General features: G+C 60.6%; 22 protein-coding genes and 1 pseudogene. 17 read left to right on the top strand and 6 right to left on the bottom strand.

What is annotated here, in order from left to right; all coding sequences use genetic code 11:
* Positions 1-442: 442 nt before the first annotated feature.
* From JFU58_RS23350 to JFU58_RS23360, 3 genes are all read left to right on the top strand, one after another.
* Positions 443-1,531: an asparaginase gene (locus JFU58_RS23350; RefSeq protein ID WP_003219965.1), complete on the top strand. Its 1,089-nt coding sequence runs from the start codon at positions 443-445 to the stop codon at positions 1,529-1,531.
* Positions 1,532-1,760: 229 nt separating this feature from the next.
* Positions 1,761-2,012: a DUF1654 domain-containing protein gene (locus JFU58_RS23355; protein WP_201142495.1), complete on the top strand. Its 252-nt coding sequence runs from the start codon at positions 1,761-1,763 to the stop codon at positions 2,010-2,012.
* Between the two features lie 4 nt (positions 2,013-2,016).
* Positions 2,017-2,706, top strand: coding sequence for an endonuclease (locus JFU58_RS23360; RefSeq protein WP_201142496.1), 690 nt, complete (start codon positions 2,017-2,019; stop codon positions 2,704-2,706).
* Between the two features lie 43 nt (positions 2,707-2,749).
* Here JFU58_RS23360 and JFU58_RS23365 read toward each other — a convergent pair whose 3' ends face one another.
* Positions 2,750-3,142 carry a penicillin-binding protein activator LpoB gene (locus JFU58_RS23365; protein WP_093199074.1) on the bottom strand — a complete coding sequence of 131 codons (393 nt, stop codon included), beginning with the start codon at positions 3,140-3,142 and terminating at the stop codon, positions 2,750-2,752.
* A 248-nt stretch (positions 3,143-3,390) separates the two neighbouring features.
* On the opposite strand from JFU58_RS23365, the gene csrA reads away from it, so the two are divergent.
* The gene (csrA, locus tag JFU58_RS23370; protein WP_003192511.1) at positions 3,391-3,585 is read left to right on the top strand and encodes a carbon storage regulator CsrA; all 195 of its coding nucleotides are present in this window, start codon (positions 3,391-3,393) and stop codon (positions 3,583-3,585) included.
* Between the two features lie 120 nt (positions 3,586-3,705).
* Here the strand turns inward: csrA and JFU58_RS23375 are convergent, their stop codons facing one another.
* Entirely contained in the window at positions 3,706-4,164 is a 459-nt protein-coding gene (locus tag JFU58_RS23375; RefSeq protein ID WP_201142497.1) for a DUF2214 family protein, read from the bottom strand.
* A 169-nt stretch (positions 4,165-4,333) separates the two neighbouring features.
* Here JFU58_RS23375 and JFU58_RS23380 point away from each other — a divergent pair, with 169 nt between their 5' ends.
* Positions 4,334-4,594, top strand: a complete 261-nt coding sequence (locus JFU58_RS23380; protein WP_063031672.1) for a hypothetical protein — start codon at positions 4,334-4,336, stop codon at positions 4,592-4,594.
* Positions 4,595-4,654: 60 nt separating this feature from the next.
* On the opposite strand, the gene JFU58_RS23385 is transcribed toward JFU58_RS23380, so the two are convergent.
* Complete coding sequence (locus JFU58_RS23385) at positions 4,655-5,329, bottom strand: HAD-IA family hydrolase (RefSeq protein WP_201142498.1); 675 nt, start codon at positions 5,327-5,329, stop codon at positions 4,655-4,657.
* A gap of 243 nt (positions 5,330-5,572) precedes the next feature.
* Between JFU58_RS23385 and JFU58_RS23390 the strand changes: the two genes are divergently transcribed.
* The 5 genes from JFU58_RS23390 to JFU58_RS23410 all read left to right on the top strand — a co-directional run bounded on the left by JFU58_RS23390 (position 5,573) and on the right by JFU58_RS23410 (position 9,210).
* Positions 5,573-5,785, top strand: a complete 213-nt coding sequence (locus tag JFU58_RS23390; protein WP_063031676.1) for a hypothetical protein — start codon at positions 5,573-5,575, stop codon at positions 5,783-5,785.
* A 162-nt stretch (positions 5,786-5,947) separates the two neighbouring features.
* Positions 5,948-6,718, top strand: coding sequence for an alpha/beta fold hydrolase (locus JFU58_RS23395; protein WP_063031677.1), 771 nt, complete (start codon positions 5,948-5,950; stop codon positions 6,716-6,718).
* 111 nt (positions 6,719-6,829) lie between these two features.
* Positions 6,830-7,078 carry a DUF2790 domain-containing protein gene (locus JFU58_RS23400; RefSeq protein ID WP_017478827.1) on the top strand — a complete coding sequence of 83 codons (249 nt, stop codon included), beginning with the start codon at positions 6,830-6,832 and terminating at the stop codon, positions 7,076-7,078.
* A 51-nt stretch (positions 7,079-7,129) separates the two neighbouring features.
* Positions 7,130-7,801 (top strand): heavy metal response regulator transcription factor, encoded by a 672-nt coding sequence (locus JFU58_RS23405; protein WP_063031680.1) that lies wholly within the window; start codon positions 7,130-7,132, stop codon positions 7,799-7,801.
* Entirely contained in the window at positions 7,798-9,210 is a 1,413-nt protein-coding gene (locus JFU58_RS23410) for a heavy metal sensor histidine kinase (protein ID WP_201142499.1), read from the top strand. Before JFU58_RS23405 ends, JFU58_RS23410 begins: the two co-directional genes overlap by 4 nt.
* Here the strand turns inward: JFU58_RS23410 and pcp are convergent.
* Genes pcp through JFU58_RS23425 form a run of 3 tightly spaced genes read right to left on the bottom strand, consistent with a single transcriptional unit; the run spans position 9,203 to position 11,518 of the window.
* Positions 9,203-9,850 carry a pyroglutamyl-peptidase I gene (gene pcp, locus JFU58_RS23415; protein WP_201142500.1) on the bottom strand — a complete coding sequence of 216 codons (648 nt, stop codon included), beginning with the start codon at positions 9,848-9,850 and terminating at the stop codon, positions 9,203-9,205. The genes JFU58_RS23410 and pcp overlap by 8 nt on opposite strands.
* Before the next feature lie 7 nt (positions 9,851-9,857).
* On the bottom strand, positions 9,858-10,808 hold the full coding sequence (locus JFU58_RS23420; RefSeq protein ID WP_063031687.1) for a DUF979 domain-containing protein: 951 nt from the start codon (positions 10,806-10,808) through the stop codon (positions 9,858-9,860).
* Positions 10,805-11,518, bottom strand: coding sequence for a DUF969 domain-containing protein (locus tag JFU58_RS23425; protein ID WP_063031689.1), 714 nt, complete (start codon positions 11,516-11,518; stop codon positions 10,805-10,807). The genes JFU58_RS23420 and JFU58_RS23425 overlap by 4 nt, the downstream gene beginning before the upstream one ends.
* Before the next feature lie 332 nt (positions 11,519-11,850).
* Between JFU58_RS23425 and JFU58_RS23430 the strand changes: the two genes are divergently transcribed.
* The 7 genes and pseudogenes from JFU58_RS23430 (at position 11,851) to JFU58_RS23460 (ending at position 18,128) form a co-directional block, all read left to right on the top strand.
* Positions 11,851-12,396 (top strand): DUF4410 domain-containing protein, encoded by a 546-nt coding sequence (locus tag JFU58_RS23430; protein ID WP_017478821.1) that lies wholly within the window; start codon positions 11,851-11,853, stop codon positions 12,394-12,396.
* Positions 12,397-12,499: 103 nt separating this feature from the next.
* A complete protein-coding gene (locus JFU58_RS23435; RefSeq protein ID WP_063031691.1) occupies positions 12,500-13,003 on the top strand; it encodes an SPOR domain-containing protein in 504 nt (167 codons plus the stop codon).
* 178 nt (positions 13,004-13,181) lie between these two features.
* Entirely contained in the window at positions 13,182-14,198 is a 1,017-nt protein-coding gene (locus JFU58_RS23440) for an iron ABC transporter substrate-binding protein (protein ID WP_201142501.1), read from the top strand.
* A 3-nt stretch (positions 14,199-14,201) separates the two neighbouring features.
* A complete protein-coding gene (locus JFU58_RS23445) occupies positions 14,202-15,800 on the top strand; it encodes an ABC transporter permease (RefSeq protein WP_177026033.1) in 1,599 nt (532 codons plus the stop codon).
* Positions 15,797-16,852 carry an ABC transporter ATP-binding protein gene (locus JFU58_RS23450; protein ID WP_093199091.1) on the top strand — a complete coding sequence of 352 codons (1,056 nt, stop codon included), beginning with the start codon at positions 15,797-15,799 and terminating at the stop codon, positions 16,850-16,852. Before JFU58_RS23445 ends, JFU58_RS23450 begins: the two co-directional genes overlap by 4 nt.
* Positions 16,853-16,910: 58 nt before the next feature.
* Positions 16,911-17,674: pseudogene (locus tag JFU58_RS23455) on the top strand (COG4705 family protein).
* A 19-nt stretch (positions 17,675-17,693) separates the two neighbouring features.
* Positions 17,694-18,128 carry a hypothetical protein gene (locus JFU58_RS23460; protein ID WP_201142502.1) on the top strand — a complete coding sequence of 145 codons (435 nt, stop codon included), beginning with the start codon at positions 17,694-17,696 and terminating at the stop codon, positions 18,126-18,128.
* The last annotated feature ends 28 nt before the right edge of the window (positions 18,129-18,156 follow it).

Consider the following 18,156-nt stretch of genomic DNA (forward strand, 5'->3'; position numbering starts at 1 on the left):
CGCAAACGTTTGCGTTAGATCAAACTATGAGAAGCTTGTCGGGATTTGTCAACGGGAGAAAACAGCCTTTTGATGAATCCGCTCTACGCCCTGCCCTCGCAGCCATTGGCTGTCCTCCCTAAACATCGATGCCGCTTGATCGTTCTCTGAAACGACAGGTCGCGATGTGCCTTCTGAGTTTAAAACCAAACTTTTCCGTCATCCTTTTCGGACAACCGAACATTCGCACGCCGTTTTGTTCGGAAAGCCGGACAAAAGACGAAGTCCCTTGCTTAAAAATCAAATAAATATAGATATAAATCAATAGGTTAAATTCTATTACCAAACAAAATACCGCTGGTACAAATCCTGCTCTTACTCAGCACCTCGCGGCGTACAGAACCGCCCGGGTGTTTCTAGATGAACCTGCATCAGCACTCATCAAAAACTAGAGAGAAGAATAATGAAATCTGCGTTGAAAACTTTCGTCCCGGGCGCGTTAGCCCTCCTGCTGTTGTTCCCTGTTGCTGCTCAGGCAAAAGAAGCTGAAACCCAGCAAAAACTGTCCAACGTGGTGATCCTTGCCACCGGCGGCACCATCGCCGGCGCTGGCGCCAGCGCAGCCAATAGCGCGACCTACCAGGCCGCCAAAGTCGGCATCGAACAACTGATCGCCGGTGTTCCTGAGCTTAGTCAGATCGCCAATGTACGCGGCGAGCAAGTGTTGCAAATTGCCTCCGAAAGCATCACCAACGAAAATCTCCTGCAACTGGGTCGCCGCGTCGCCGAGCTGGCCGACAGCAAGGACGTCGACGGCATCGTGATCACCCACGGTACCGACACCCTGGAAGAGACTGCCTACTTCCTCAACCTGGTGGAAAAAACCGACAAGCCAATCGTCGTGGTCGGCTCGATGCGCCCAGGCACCGCCATGTCGGCTGACGGCATGCTCAACCTGTACAACGCCGTTGCCGTCGCCGGCAGCAAAGACGCCCGCGGCAAAGGCGTGCTGGTCACCATGAACGACGAGATCCAGTCGGGTCGCGACGTCAGCAAAATGATCAACATCAAGACTGAAGCGTTCAAGAGCCCATGGGGCCCGCTGGGCATGGTGGTGGAAGGCAAGTCCTACTGGTTCCGCCTGCCAGCCAAACGCCACACCATGAACTCGGAATTCGACATCAAGACCATCAAAAGTCTGCCGGACGTCGAAATCGCCTACTCCTATGGCAACGTAAGCGACACCGCCTACAAGGCCCTGGCCCAGGCCGGCGCAAAAGCCATCATCCACGCCGGTACCGGCAATGGCTCAGTATCGTCCAAGGTGGTGCCAGCCCTGCAGGAACTACGCAAGCAAGGCGTGCAGATCATTCGTTCTTCCCACGTGAATGCCGGCGGTTTCGTTCTGCGTAACGCCGAACAGCCTGACGACAAATACGACTGGGTAGTTGCCCATGATCTGAACCCGCAGAAAGCCCGCATCCTGGCCATGGTCGCCCTGACCAAGACCCAGGACAGCAAGGAACTGCAACGGATGTTCTGGGAATATTGATCGCTCCCAGGCCCGGCCGGTAACGGTTGGGCCATCCCGCTCGTGGCGCACCGCGAGCGGGTCCAAATTCCCCCGCTTTACCCCCCGCGCAATAAACCGTTGAGAACCAAAGCCCTCCTACACCAAATCGGCAAAACCACTGTCAGAAGAACTTCTTGGATTTTAAGCAGTTGCGAAATTGCCCACAGTTAAATACTGTATGCACGTACAGCCTAATAAGGAATACTCCGTGGCAAAGCCCTCTTCCGCAGCACCCGCAGCGCCTGACGCCTATCAACGCCTGGCCATTCGCGTGCAAAAAATCATCAATTCCACCAACGCCCAGAAGAACAAGGCGGCGTTGATCTTCCGTTTGCCCGAGGAACCGGAAGACGAGTGGGCACGACTACTGGAGGAAATCGCAGAAAACGACAACGTCACCCTCGCTTATCGCGATGACGGTGGCGTGCAGATTTTCTGGGTTGTGCCGAAGGAAGATTGAGTCAATGAGTGTCCGTTTTATCAGTCTGTTGATTGTGTTTTTTGCTGTCACCGCTCACGCCCAAGCGCCCAAGACGTTCAGCGAAGCCAAGAAAATCGCCTGGAAGCTGTATGAACCGCAATCCACGGAATTTTATTGCGGCTGCAAATACAACGGTAACCGGGTGGACCTGAAAGCCTGCGGCTATGTCCCGCGCAAGAACGCCAACCGGGCAGCACGCATTGAATGGGAACACATTGTTCCGGCCTGGCAGATCGGCCATCAGCGCCAGTGCTGGCAGGATGGCGGGCGCAAGAACTGCACCCGCAAGGATGCGGTGTACAAGCGCGCTGAAGCCGACTTGCACAACCTGGTGCCGAGTATCGGCGAGGTCAATGGCGACCGGAACAATTTCAGTTTTGGCTGGCTGCCGGTACAAAGCGGGCAATATGGATCGTGCCTGACCCAGGTGGATTTCAAGGCCAAGAAGGTCATGCCCCGCCCGTCCATTCGCGGGATGATCGCCCGTACGTACTTCTATATGAGCAAGCAGTATGGCCTGCGCCTGTCGAAGCAGGACCGCCAACTCTACGAAGCCTGGAACAAGACCTACCCGGTACAACCCTGGGAACGCCAGCGCAATCAAACCGTGGCGTGCGTGATGGGGCGCGGCAATGAATTTGTCGGCCCGGTGAACTTGAAAGCCTGCGGTTGAATGTAAAAAGCGGGAGCGCCATGGACTCCCGCTTGCCGATCCTTTACTGCGCAACCTTGTGTTCGATGACCTCGGACACGGTGTCATTTTTCTTCGCAGTGGCGAGTTTCTCGGTCAACTGCACCTGCTTGGCCTCTGCCTCGGCCTTGGTGCTGAACGGGCCCAACAGCACCTGATCCTTACCGTCTTCCTTTGTCAGATAGAAACTGAAACCGTGTTCCAGCAACCACGCGGTCAGGTCAGTTATCGCTTGCAGCTTGTGATCCGGTGGCCCCACCCATACATCCCACTCTTGAGCGGCGATCGCACCGGCCGCTGATTGGGCCTGGGCGGGCGCCTCGGCAACGGCGGGCCTGGCCTTGGGGGCATCGACACTTTTACCTTCACCGCAACCGGCCAATGCCAACACCGCAATTGCCATCGCTACTTTACGCACTACCCTGCTCCTTAGAGGATCAAAGAGGCGACTTTATCATTCACTGTCTATTCTGGCCGTCATAAACGTTGGCTTAAACAATGCGAATCATGTATCGCAGACCTGTATGATGGCGGCATGGGAATTAATGCCGCCTCTATGCGTCCTAAAAGAGGCAGCCACAGGGAAGCGCTTCGCAGTAAGCTACACACATCCGACATCTGCCCTGTCTGAAACATGTGTCCTTCAAAGCAATCAAGGAGAAGTCCATGCTGATACTCACCCGCAAAGTCGGTGAAAGCATAAACATCGGTGATGACATTACTATCACCATCCTGGGCGTTAGCGGCCAGCAAGTAAGAATCGGCATCAATGCTCCAAAGGACGTTGCCGTGCATCGCGAGGAGATCTACCAACGTATCCAGGCGGGCCTGACGGCTCCGGATAAAAACCAGACACCTTGAAGCGCCTCCAGTAGCCAGCCCTTTCGTTCACTGTAACGGCTGGCGAAAACCTCCTTTAGCCTGTTCGCGGCTTCCCGTGGCCAGCGCGCCCTATTCCCTCATTCCAGCGCCAGCCCACTGTTACCCCAGGCCTACGCCACGTGCTATTCCCGTCGCTGCAATCATCATCAGCACCACCAGCAACGCCTGCAGGTGGCTGATGCGCGCAAAAAGACCTGCCTGGTGCAAATCGAGATGCGCGCCGCGAGCCAAAGCGATGCGCCATTTGATAAAGCGGATCATCGGCGCGAGCTCCAGTAACAAAATTAATACCAGCAGCGTCATCTTCACGTGAAACAACGGCTGGTGCAGGTAATAATCACGGCCTTTTTCATAGCCGCCAAACGCCCGCAGGCCACCGGTTATCAATAAAATCAGGGCGCTGACGCCCCAGATGTTGTCCGTGATCAATACGCGACGCACGGTGGATGGTTCACTCTCCACCAGGCTGCGCAAGGCCTTGCCGCGGGCTAGCACAGCCGACAATGCCATAGCGAATGCCAGTAAATGGACGGCTGCAAGAAACCACTGAACGAACATAAGGCGTACTCCCTTTGCATGACGGAAGGCAGGAACCCTTCACAGTAATAGCCGCTGGGTGCCCTTTACGCATGAAACAGCTTGCATACAAATGGAACTTGTTGAGTTTTCCAGAGCCGAATCCCGTGACAAATCTTTTACAGTCTGCAGCGCGCCAAGGAGCACGTTGATGAGGCGTCCTGATAAACAGCCTTCTTTATCCAAGTCCTGGACGATCGCCGGGCTGATCGCCGTGGTCTTTTTCGGACTGGAGTATGCCGTGCGGTACGAAATGGAGGGCATCTCCGATAATGCCTACTCCTGGTTGGACCTGACCCTGTTCCTGGGCGCGTACTTGTTTGTCTTCTGCCTCCAGCCCCTCCAGGCTGCCATTCATCGAAAATTGTGTCGACGAGCCCCTCACAGTGATCGCCGGAAAGCCTCGTCCTGACCGTCTGTGGAACCGTCCGTTTATGAAGGAGGCCGATCCGGTTAACCGGATCGGCCTTTTTTACGTCAGGCGCTGCAGGTGCAACAGCCCGGCTTCGTCCCGCAAAACCTGTAAATGCTCGTACCCGGCAATCGAGGGGTGTTCCGTGACCATAGGCGTATGGTGCGTCGAGGTCACCACCATCACGTCGGCCCCCGCCGCCTCTGCGGCACGAATCCCGACGCTGGCATCTTCAAACACCAGGCAGTCCTGCACCGGCACTCCCAACCGTTGGGCACCGAGCACATAACAGGCCGGATCCGGCTTGCCGCTGGCGACATCCTCCGCACTGACCAACACCGCCGGTGGGTTGATCCCGGCCGCCTGCATACGGCGCAGAGCCAATGCCTTGGGTGCGGACGTGACCAGCGCCCATTGATCCCCGGGCAGCGCGTTGAGAAATTCCACCGCGCCGGCAATCGACACCACCCCTTCTACATCCTCGAGTTCAGCCTCGGTGATCCATTGCGCCTCCGCCTGCGCGTCAACCCCGGGCAATGCCTGACGGGTGATGGTATCGATGGCCCGGGCGCCATGAATGGTCCTCAGAAAGGCCGCGACATCCAGCCCGTGGCGTTCAGCCCAGGTCGCCCATACCCGCTCGGCGGCGGCAATGGAGTTCAGGAGCGTGCCATCCATATCGAACAGGAAAGCGCGGTAACGGTTGGCGAATACAGCTGAATCGCGGGTGGACACTGCTCGGTTTCCTCATGTTTTCGTCGCCCGGTCTTGGGTACTGACGAACCACTTGCCCGATGCAATCTACGGATCACCCCAAACGCTGTAAACCTTCCCGTGGTTTGTATCGGACTGTATGGGAACCCTGTCTGGATACGCGAACCCGCATTTCGCCACGCCCGGGCACACATGGCGGATACACCCCGGGGATTAACTACGACCACCAGCCAATCCGGCTGGCTCACTCGTAGGAGCCTCATCATGTTCAATCTCTTGAAAGCATCGTCCCTGGTATTCGGCCTGGCTGTCGTCGCGGGCCTTGGGCTGTCATCCATGGCGTCGGCCAACACCCACGCCGCCGCGGTCAAAGACCAGCCGTCCCATCTGCTCGCCGAGGGCGGCGCCGACCGCCTGCACGAACGCGGCCTGGCGGAAGGTGGCGCTGAACGCCTGCAGGCAGCCCGTACTGTCTGAAGGGTCACCGTCCAACAAGGGCAGCTTCCAGGCTGCCCATTGCATTACAAACTTGTCATTAAGCTGTCAGTGTTGCCAGCACCCTCACTTCATACAGTGAAGTCGTCAGTCACCCACAGCGGGTGACCCAACTTCCCACTGATAAAGAAGCGAGCCCGCCCGATGAAACCTGTAAGCAAACTCTGCCTGATCGCTGCCAGCCTGTTGATGCTGGGTGCCGGCGCCGCCGTGGCCGGCCCGATTGCACCGGTGAAAGCCAATAACGTAGTGCTGGTACACGGCTCCTGGGCTGACGGTTCCAGCTGGTCCGAAGTGATCACTCGCCTACAGGCCGCCGGCTTGCACGTAACCGCGGTGCAAAACCCGCTGACCTCGGTGGCGGATGACGTTGCCGCCACCAATCGCGTACTCGATCAACAGGACGGCCCTACCGTGCTGGTCGGCCATTCATACGCTGGCACCGTGGTCAGCGACGCCGGGGTCAACCCCAAGGTCAGCTCTCTGGTGTACGTCGCCGCCCGCGCTCCGGACGCCAACGAAGACTTCGTCGCCCTGTCCGCCAAGTACCCGAGCACACCCGTACGTGCCGGTGTGGTGGAGCACGACGGCTACCTGACCCTGAACCAGGACGCCTTCCTCAAATACTTTGCCGCCGACGTGCCCCGCGCCAAGGCCATGGAGTTGTACGCCGTACAACAACCGATCGCCAAGACCCTGTTCAGCGGCCGCACCGTCAACGCCGCCTGGCACACCAAACCGTCCTGGTATGCGGTGTCCAGCAACGACCAGACCATCAATCCGGACCTGGAACGCTTTCTCGCCAAGCGCATGAACGCCACCACCATCGAAGTGCCGTCGAGCCACTTGTCGCTGGTTTCCCACGCCAAGGAAATCACCGACCTGATCCTCGAAGCCTCCGGCCGCCAGCCCTGATCCCTTCATTACGATCTTGTCATCATCCTGTTGGTTGGCTGTTTGTGTCGCCTGGTTACTGTGAACTCACTGCCGGATACCGGCAGCCAACCCTTAAAGAGAGATACCGCCATGAAACTGTTTATCCTCGGCTTTGCTGCCCTCCTCGCCACCGGCTCGGCGTTTGCCGATACCACCCCGGTCATCCATGACACGCCCGGCTTCTTCATGCACATGGACGTGGCCAAAGTGCTGTCGAGCACCGACACCTACGGCCAGTGCGGCATTGTCCCCGCCCGCCTCGACTACCTCGACAGCCAGGGCCGCGAACACGTGCTGGACTATCAAGTACAGGGCATCGGCTGCCCCAATGACAATTGATCGGGCTACACTTGCGCCACGAAACACCGGCACATCACCAGGGCAACTCCCATGAATATCCTCGTAGTCGAAGACGAGCCCAAGGCGGGCAACTACCTGCTTAACGGCCTGCAGGAACTGGGTTACTCCGTGAGCCTCGCCCGCGACGGTGTGGACGGTTTGCACCAGGCCCTGGAAACCCCGTTCGACGTGATCGTGCTGGACGTGATGATGCCGAAGATGGACGGCTGGGAAGTGCTGCGTCGCCTGCGCAAGGAAGCCGACACACCGGTGCTGTTCCTCACCGCCCGGGACGACATTGCCGACCGCATCAAGGGCCTGGAACTGGGCGCCGACGATTACCTGATCAAGCCGTTTTCCTTCGCCGAACTGGTGGCGCGCCTGCGCACCCTGACCCGGCGCGGGCCAAGCCGTGAAGAAGAACAACTGCAGATCGCCGACCTGCAGATCGACGTGCTCAAGCGCCGCGTCACCCGCGGCGGTGTGCGCATCACCCTGACCAACAAGGAGTTCGCCTTGTTGCACTTGTTCGCCACCCACCAGGACCAGGTACTGTCGCGTTCGCTGATCGCCTCGCGGGTGTGGGACATGAATTTCGACAGCGACACCAATGTGGTCGACGTGGCCGTGCGCCGCCTGCGCCTGAAAATCGACGACCCGTTCCAGCTCAAGCTGATCCACAGCGTGCGCGGCATCGGCTACCGCTTCGATACGCAGCCATGAGTAAGCCTCGGCATTATTCCCTGACACTGCGCCTGGCGCTGATCTTTGCCTTACTGGCGTTCGCCCTGCTGGCGACCCTCGGCGTGGCGCTGTACCGCGACCTTGAGCGCGAGCTGGTCCACCGGGACGATGCCGCGCTGATTTACCGCGTCGACCAACTGCGCAACCTGCTGAACGACAGCAACACCCTGGACCTGATCAAGACCAAGCCAGAGCTGTTCCAGAACATGCTCGGCAACCGCGAATCGGTGCTGAGCATTGCCGCGCCCGGGCAGAAGCCGCTGCTGGAGGTGAACCCCGGCAACATCGACATGCCCACCGTCAAACCGGTACCCAGGGACCACACCCTGGAATTCGCCGACGTGCAGCACTTGCCCGGGGTGAATGGCGTGCCCTTCTCCACCCTGGCCGCCACCATTGATTCGGGCGACCTGGGCAGCCTGCAAGTCACCACCGGGCGCTTGATGACCGAGCGCACCGCCGTGCTCGCCAGCTACCGGCTGAGTGTCTATATCCTCGCCAGCATCGCCGCGTTGGTACTGGCGGTGGTCGGTTACCTGATGGTGCATCGTGGCTTGCTGCCGTTGCGGCGCCTGGCGGTGCATGCCCAGGGCATCGGCGTCGGCAACCTTGCCGCGCGCCTCGACAGCCAGGGCGCCCCCAAAGAATTGCTGCCGATGATTGATTCGTTCAACACCATGCTCGAACGCCTGGCCAAGGGCTTTGTGCAATTGGGGCAGGTCTCCACCGACATGGCCCACGAACTGCGCACGCCCATCAACAACTTGCTGGGGGAAACCCAGGTGGCGTTGCAGCAACACCGCAGCGTCGAGGCCTACCAGCAACTGCTGGCCTCCAACGTCGAAGAGCTTGAACGCCTGGCGCGCATGCTCGACAACATGCTGTTCCTGGCCCGTACCGACCCCGCCAGCGCCCTGCGCCAACGCCAGGCACTGGATGCGGCCGATGAAGTGGAACGCATGGCCGACTACTTCGAAGGCCTGGCGGGCGATGTCGACATCCGCATCCTTGCCCAGGGCGAAGGCATGATCTGGGCCGAACCGATGCTGTTGCGCCGCGCCCTGGCCAACCTGTGCGCCAACGCCATCAAATATGGTGCGCCGAGTTCCGAGCTGTTGATTCAGGCCACGCCCGGCGCCGAGGGCATCAGCCTGACGGTGACTAACCACGGGGCAACCATCCCGGCGGAGCACTTGCCGAGGTTGTTCGAGCGGTTTTATCGGGTGGATGAATCCCGGGAACGCTCGGCGCACTCCAATGGGCTGGGGCTGTCCATCGTCGCGACCATCATGCAGTTGCACAACGGGCGCTACAGCGTCAGCAGCGAGGACGGTGTGACGTGCTTCGCGTTGTTTTTCCCGGGACGCGAAGCCGAAAACCTCAGCTGACTTGGCCACCCGCTTCAGTGATATCCACCTGGGTATTCCAGGCCGTCAGCAGCGCAATCCGCAACCCTTCAACCTGCATCGGCAATGCCATCGAGGGCGTCTCGGGTACGCGGCCCGCCACCTGTTCGGGCAGCCACGGCACATGGATGAAACCGCTACGTACCCCTGACCCGGCGAGTGCGTGCTGCAAGAGGTAGAACACCTGATTGCACACGAAAGTGCCGGCGGTTTGCGACACGCTGGCCCCAATGCCGGCCTCGCGCACGGCCCTCACCATGGCCTTGCTCGGCAAGGTACCGAAGTAGGCCGCAGGGCCGCCGGGCACCACTTCCGTGTCGACAGGCTGCTGACCCAGGTTGTCCGGAATACGCGCGTCGTTGAGGTTGATCGCGACCCGCTCGATGGAAATATCACTGCGCCCGGGGCCCAGCCCGACCGCAATGACCATCTGCGGGCGATGTTCGGCCAACAGCTGAGCCAGGCGCTCGCCCGCCGTGGCAAAAGCGCAGGGTAACTGCCGCGCGACAATCCGCACATCAGCGCCCAACTGCACACCCTCCAACAGGCGTACCGCCTCCCAGGACGGGTTGATAAGGTCTTGGTCAAACGGTTCGAAACCCGTCAGCAATACAGTGCGCATTACAGCCTCACATCAGCAGGTAGAGCAGGACAATATTGACCACCAGCATCATCAACGCGGTCGGCATCTGCGCCTTGATCACCGCGTTTTTATCCGGCAGCTCCAGCAACGCTGCCGGGACAATATTGAAGTTGGCCGCCATGGGTGTCATCAACGTACCGCAGTAACCGGAGAACATGCCAATGGCGGCCATCACTGCCGGGTTACCGCCGTAGATACCCACCAGCACCGGCACACCCACGCCGCCGGTCATCACCGGGAAGGCGGCAAAGCCATTGCCCATGATCACGGTAAACAGCGCCATGCCCAACACATACACCATCACCGCTACCAGCTTGTAATCCAGGTTGATGTAGGTGGTGGTGATGTGCGCAACCGCCGTGCCCACGCCCGCTTCGTTGAACAACAACCCTAGCATCGCCAGCATCTGCGGCAGCACCATCGCCCAGCCCAGTGCTTCGGTCAGGCGCCGGGATTCGCGAAGGGCTTGCACCGGGGTGTCCCGCGTCAGCCAGCAGGCCAGCGCCAGTGCAATCAGGCAGCCGATGCCCAGAGAGACAAAGGTGGTGTTCTTCGGGTCCAGCAGCGGTACGCCGCCGATTTCGGTGTGCTTGAGCAGCACCGAGCCAATCACCGTGGTCAACGGAATGGCCAAGGCCGGGATAAACAGTTTATGCCCCAGGCGACCAGCGCTGGCCCGTGCGGCCTTGTCATGCAACTGGGCATGCGCGCCGCGGCCTACGCCGCCCAGGCCCGCGATGAGCGCCATCACCACCACGCCCACGCCGACCACTACCGAGGGCAGACGCTCCCCCACCAGGAACGGAATGGCAAACAGCAGCCAGAACAACGAACTCGACCAGCGCTTGGGGTGGGTGCGATCCATCAGGATCATCCCGGAGGTGATCACCAGCAGAATGCCAGCCAGCCAATACAGGTACTCAATGGAAATGATCATTGCACCGCCTCCGACTGCTTGGCCGGTGACAGCTCTCGGGTCAGCATTCGGTCAAAGCGATGCAATCGGATGGCATGAATGATGAAGGCGCAGATCGCCGTCGGAATGCCCCAGACCGCGATGTGCAGAGGCTCGACATCAATGCCCGAACCCAGCAGGAAGGTGTGCATCAGCGCAATCGCACCAAAGGCGACGAAGATATCCTCGCCAAAAAACAGCCCCACGTTGTCGGTCGCGGCACACATGGCCAGGACCTTGTGGCGAAGCTTGTCGGGGAGTTTGCCATAGCGTTTTTCCGCCGCGCCTTCCGCCATCGGCGCCAGCAACGGGCGCACCATCTGCGGGTGCCCGCCCAGGCTCGTCAGGCCCATGGCCGCTGTGGATTCACGCACAAACAGATAGATGATCAGCAAGCGCCCGACCGTGGCCCGCTCAAAACGCGCGATCCAGTTTTGCGCATGCAGGCGCAAGCCATGGCGCTCCAGCAAGCCGATGACGGCCAGGGGCAACAACAGGATCAATTGCAAGGCGCGGGTCTGGAGGAAGCCGTCGCCCATGGTGGCGAGGATCTTTTCCAGCGGGAAGTGGGCGGCAAACCCGGTGGCAATCGCTGCCGCCGTGACGACCAGCAGCGGATTGAAGCGCAACACAAAGCCGACCACGATGACGAGTACGCCAATCAGCGGCCATAGGTTCACAACAGTTTGCATGGTGGTGAGGTCCTTAAGTGCGCGCTGCGGCGCCAGTAAAGCAGGTAGTGAACAAAGGGTTCACTGCAAGAAAACGGCGTGCAGCCCGGCTCGATTTTTTATTGTTGACCTGGAAGGTCGAGCGTCAGTGGCGGCATCTTTGCTGCTTGGGGAGGGAGGTGTCCAACAAGAAAAATTGTTGCTGCAATCCAATAAAGTTTGTGGGTGTTTGAAGTGTTAGAGGGCATTTGGCAGTCATCGCTTGCCAGACGCCGGGAGGTTCAAGCATCGTAGCCGCCCCATCCGATGCGGTGGCCTCCCCCTTTCTCAATTGTTGTGGATACGGAAATTCAATGAAAACCTCCAAGGCGCTTTACGCCCTGTCGTTCGCTGTTGCCCTCTCGATGCTGGGTGGCTGTGCAGCCAAGGTAAAAAGCGGTGGTGCAGACACCCTGGCCATCCCGGAATCGGCTAAACAAAACCTGGTCGTGAGCTTCAAAGGCAACACCACTGTCGAGCAAAACCAGGACTGGCCACTGCTCAAGCAACAATGGGGCGCGGCCCTGCAAACCGAGGCGCAACAAGCCGGTTATAGCCTCAAGGAAACACCCACCATCAACACCGGCAGTGCCGACGGGGTGGGCATCACCATTAACGTCAGCAAGTTTCGTTACCTGACGGCCGGCAGCCGCTACGCTGCTGGGGCATTGGTGGGTAATGCCTGGGTGTTCTCGAAAGCTGACTTTTCCGACTTGAAATCCGGTGCACCGCTGGGCGCACGCACTTATGAAACCGAGTCATCAGCCTGGGAAGGCGTGGCGTCGGCCATGACCCAGAAGCAGGTCCAGGCGATTGCCAAGCAGGTGATTGCGGACATCAAGAACGCCAAGGCGCAGTAAGCACCTGGCGGCCTCCCTGTTGTTTGCGCTGCCGATGGCGACGCGGGGCTGAACAGGCTCAGCGTCGCCATCACTCCCGCTAAATCAAGACAAGGACGTGCACATGAGCATCTACCTTTCCCTTTGGCTGGCAGTCACCGCCGTGACCGCCTACCTCGCCAGCGAGCGCGGCAGATCAGGGCCAAGATGGTTTGCGATAGGGCTGTTCGTGCCCTTGATCCCCCTGATCGTCCTCCTGCTGATGCCACGCGTTCCCAAGACCGGTGTAGACGCCCTGGTACACGAAGACCTGCGCCCCTGCCCTGCCTGTTCCAGCCCGATCAAAGCCGCCGCCGCGCACTGCAAGCACTGTGGCGCCGAGGTAGAGCCCATCCCCCTGAAATATCGCAGCGGCTGGGTCGTGCGTCTTTCCGCCGATACCGACACAGCGTTTGGCGAGCTGGTTGCGCAGTTGCAGGCGCTCGATGTACCCACCGTGCTCGATGAGGCACCTCACGCCTTTGTCGGCCCGTTTGAGGAGAAGGCCCAGGCGCAGAATGTGCTTCGGTACTTGAAGTCCGATCATGGCCTGGACGGCCTGGTGACCTGGCGGTCTGTAGCGAGATAACGCTCTGCCATGATGCAGACCCGCTTCGCGAGTTCTTATCACGAGGATTAACGATTTATTTGACGTTTTTTTCTCATTCCCCGCTCTACATTCGCCGCGCCAAAACATGCAAATGATTCCTATTGCCCCGGGAATTAATTGCATCGCCCAACGATAAGAGCCCAGGAGTTCGCCCGGCATGATTACCCGCATCCCTTCCTTTCTGAAAAAGGCCCTGTTGGCCACTGCATTGGTCAGCGCCGGACATGTCTATGCGGCGAGCGACTCGGTGGGCATCGTGGTCTACAACGCCCAACACGAAAGCCTCACCAAGGCTTGGGTTGAAGGCTTTACCCAGGAAACCGGCATTCCGGTGACCGTGCGCAATGGCGACGACACCGAGATGGGCAACCAGATCGTTCAGGAAGGCAGCGCTTCGCCGGCAGACGTATTCCTCACTGAAAACTCCCCGGCCATGGTGCTGGTGGATAATGCAGGGCTGTTCGCGCCCGTGGCACCGGGCACGCTGGAACAGGTCGGCGCCGCTTATCGCCCGGCCCACGGCAAGTGGCTGGGGATCGCCGCACGCTCCACGGTATTTGTTTACAACCCGAACACCTTGAAAGAAGCTGACCTGCCAAAGTCCTTGCTCGATCTCGCCGCGCCAAGCTGGAAAGGCCGCTGGGCCGCCTCCCCGGCCGGTGCCGACTTCCAGGCTATCGTCGCCGCCGTGCTGGAGCTCAAAGGCGAAGCCGCCACCCTCGACTGGCTGAAGGCGATGAAAGCCAACGCCACCATCTATCGCGGCAACAGCGCAGTGCTTAAAGCCGTCAACGCCGGCCAGGTCGACAGCGGCGTGATCTATCACTACTACAGCTTCGTCGATCAGGCCAAGACCGGCGAAAACAGCAAGAACACCGCGCTGCACTATTTCAAGCACCAGGACCCGGGTGCCTTCGTCAGCATCTCCGGTGGCGGCGTGCTGGCCTCCAGCAAACACCCGGAACAAGCGCAGGCGTTCCTGAAGTGGATCACCGGCAAAGACGGCCAGGCGATTCTCGAGAGCGGTAACTCGTTCGAATACGCCGTGGGCCAGGGTGCCCAGTCGAACCCGAAACTGGTGCCGCTGGCGCAACTCGATGCGCCGAAAGTCGACGCGTCCAAACTCGACAGCAAAAAAGCCGTCGAACTCATGACCCAGGCCGGACTGCTCTGATTGCTGCCTGAATCCCTGCCGCCGGGTATCGCGCACGCGCTGCCCGCCCGTTCTGCCCGACGCTCCCGTGGCCTGTTCAAAGGCCGCGGCGGCGCGTGGGTGACCGGTTTATCCGTATGGGTCTCACTGCTGGCACTGTTGCCGATAGCCTTTGTGATCGGCGTGTCCTGGCAGATTGGCTGGGCGCAGATCGCTGCCTTGGTGTTACGACCGCGAGTGGGCGAATTGCTGGTCAATACCGTGTTGCTGGTACTGATCACCCTGCCCCTGTGCGTGGTGCTGGGCGTCGCGCTGGCCTGGCTCACGGAGCGCAGCAACCTGCCCGGGCGTCGCGCCTGGTCGCTACTGGCCGTCGCGCCGCTCGCGGTACCGGCGTTTGTTCACAGCTACGCCTGGGTCAGCCTGGTGCCATCGATTCACGGCCTGCCGGCGGGCGTGCTGGTGTCGGTGATTGCCTATTTCCCGTTTCTCTACTTGCCAGTGGCGGCGACACTGCGCCGGCTCGACCCTGCCATCGAGGACGTGGCCGAATCCCTCGGGCTAAAACCCTGGGCGGTGTTTTTCCGGGTGGTGCTGCCACAATTGCGCCTGGCGATCTGCGGTGGCGCGCTGCTGGTGGGCCTGCACTTGCTGGCCGAATACGGGCTGTACGCGATGATCCGCTTTGACACCTTCACCACGGCGATCTTCGATCAGTTCAAGTCCACCTTCAATGGCCCGGCGGCCAACATGCTCGCGGCGGTACTCGCGCTGTGTTGCCTGGCGATGCTCACCGCCGAATCCGCAGCAAGGGGCAATGCCCGTTACGCCCGTGTCGGCTCGGGCAGCGCACGGGAACAGCGAATCGTACGCTTGAAGGCGGGCACCACCGCCCTCGCCCTGGGCCTGCAAACCGTGACCTGCCTGCTGGCCCTCGGCGTGCCGCTGATCACCCTGGGCAAATGGTTGATTGCCGGTGGCCGCGAGGTCTGGCAGTTGGGGGAATTGCTGCCGGCGCTGGAGCAAACCCTGCTGCTGGGCATCGCCGGTGCGGTGCTGACGACCTGCGCAGCGGTGCCGATTGCCTGGCTGTCGATTCGTGCACCAGGCCGCTTGCAGCGGGTGCTGGAAAGCTGCAACTACATCACCAGCTCGCTGCCCGGTATCGTCGTGGCGCTGGCCCTGGTGACGGTGACTATCCACTTCGCCCGGCCGATTTACCAAACCACGATCACTGTGCTGCTGGCCTATATGCTGATGTTCCTGCCACGGGCGCTGGTGAGCTTGCGCGCCGGTATCGCCCAGGCACCGGTAGAGCTGGAAAACATGGCCCGCAGCCTCGGCCGTTCTCCTGGCCGCGCCCTATGGCTGATCACCTTGCGCCTGGCCGCACCGGGTGCCGCCGCCGGGGCCGCGCTGGTGTTCCTGGCAATCACCAACGAGCTGACCGCTACCCTGTTGCTCGCCCCCAACGGTACCCGCACCCTGGCCACCGGTTTCTGGGCCATGACCAGTGAAATCGACTACGCAGCCGCAGCCCCGTATGCGCTGCTGATGATCCTGCTGTCGCTGCCGCTGACCGGTCTTCTTTATCACCAATCCAAACGCACGGCTGGCCGATGAACGCTCTCGAACTCACCGCGATCTGCAAATCCTTCGGCACCCAACGCGCCCTGGAAAACATCAACCTGTCAGTGCCCACCGGCAGCCGGACGGTTATCGTCGGGCCTTCCGGTTCAGGCAAAACCACCTTGCTGCGGATGATTGCCGGCTTCGAGTTTCCCGATTCCGGCAGCCTCACCCTCAATGGCCAGGTACTGGTGGATGAGCAGCATGAAGTCCCGGCCCATCAACGCCTGATCGGGTATGTGCCGCAAGATGGCGCGTTGTTCCCGCACATGACGGTGGCCGACAACATAGGCTTCGGCCTCAAAGCCAAGGGCGATGTGCGGCAACAGCGAATTGCCGAACTGATGGACAGCGTGGCGCTTGACGCCAGCATGGCCAAGCGTTGGCCCCATGAGCTTTCTGGCGGCCAACAACAGCGTGTGGCGCTGGCCAGGGCCCTGGCACAACAGCCACGGCTGATGCTCCTGGATGAACCCTTTTCCGCCCTGGATACCGGCTTGCGCGCGGCGATGCGCAAAATGGTCGCCAGGCTCCTGGAAGACGCGGGTGTGACCACCATTCTGGTGACCCACGACCAGAGCGAAGCCCTGTCGTTCGCCGATCAGTTGGCGGTGATGCGTCAGGGTTGCCTGGTGCAATCCGGCAATCCGATGGACCTGTATCAGTTTCCCAGGGACGAACAGACCGCCCTGTTTCTCGGCGATGCCGTACTGATGCCCGCCCGCATCGAAGGTGGCTGGGCCCATTGCGACCTGGGCCGCATCGCGGTCAACAGCCTGGGCAACCACGGGCTGGCACAGATCATGTTGCGCCCCGAGCAACTGCACATCAGCCTGGGCGAGCCAGCGACTGAAGGCTGTCAGGGCGTGGTGACCGAGCGTGATTTTGGCGGCAACACCTGCACCCTGACCGTGGCGCTGCAATCGGGCACAGGTCGATCCTTGCTGGTGCGCAGTTCCGGGCTGCAGGCACCGCCGACCGGCAGTGTCGTGCACCTCACAACCGTAGGCCGGGCACACGTACTGACGGACCTCAGTCCCAGCTAAGTGTCGTGCCGTACCTTCTCCCCTGCGCCACTTGCCGCGTACAGGAGAGGTAACCCCGATGAATGCCACAGCAGCCCGTTGGCTGAACAAAGTGCCCGAGGTGACGCTGTCATTCTGGGTGATCAAAGTAATGTCGACGACCGTGGGCGAAACGGCGCCGACTTTCTCGCCGTCGACGCCGGTTTCGGCGTCGGCTGGACCAGCGTCGGCATGGCGACGCTGCTGGCGATCGCGCTGTTCTACCAACTGCGCACCAAGGCCTACACGCCCTGGATCTACTGGCTGACGGTGGTGCTGGTGAGCATCGTCGGTACGCAGATTACCGACATCCTCACCGACAAACTCGACGTCAGCCTCTACACCAGCACGGCGATTTTCTCGGTGTTACTGGCAGTCAACTTCCTGGTCTGGTACCGGTCGGAGCACACCCTCTCGATCCGTGAAATCGTCACCCCGCGACGGGAGTTGTTCTATTGGGCCACGGTGCTCTGCACCTTTGCCCTCGGCACCGCCGCCGGCGACCTGGCTACCGAGGCACTGGGCCTGGGTTTCACCCTTGGTGCCGTGATCTTCGCCGCCCTGATCGCCGCCACGCTGCTGGCCTGGCGCATGGGGGCCAACGTGGTGCCGGCTTTCTGGATCGCCTACATCCTCACCCGTCCGTTCGGCGCGTCACTGGGTGACTTGCTGACCCAGGCCAAGACCTATGGCGGCCTGGGCATGGGCGCCACCTGGACCAGCGCGATATTCCTCTGCGTCATCGTCCTGCTGGTGACCGCCGCCCAAATCAGCGTCGGCCACCGTAAATCCATCACTCAATAACTCCATCAGGAACGTCCTCATGCGTATTGCACACAACCTTATTCGCCGCGTTGCCATCGTCTTGTCGATCGCTTTGCTGGGCATCGCCGCCGGCTGTTCGAAACCTGCCGACAAGCCGGCTGCAACCACCGGCAATGCCGTGTCCACCCAAAGTCAGTCGGGCTCGAAACTGGGCGACCTGAGCGAGTTCCGCACCATCGCGGCGGACGTGATCGCCCTCGTCAGCAAGAATGACCTGCCCGGCGCCAAAGCCCGGATCAAGGACCTGGAAACCACCTGGGACTCGGCCGAAGCCGGGATCAAACCCCGCGCCGCCAGTGATTGGCATGTGTTGGACAAGGCTATCGACCACGCCCTGGACGCGCTGCGTGCCGGCACCCCGAACCAGGCCGATTGCAAGGCCGCCATGGACACGTTGATGCAAGCGTTTGACTCAATGAAAGCCAAGCCATAACCCCTCGGCGGACAAACCGCCCCATAGG

Origin of the sequence: Pseudomonas sp. TH34, assembly GCF_016650865.1 — a bacterium.
In the GTDB taxonomy this organism is placed as follows: Bacteria; Pseudomonadota; Gammaproteobacteria; order Pseudomonadales; family Pseudomonadaceae; genus Aquipseudomonas; species Aquipseudomonas yamanorum.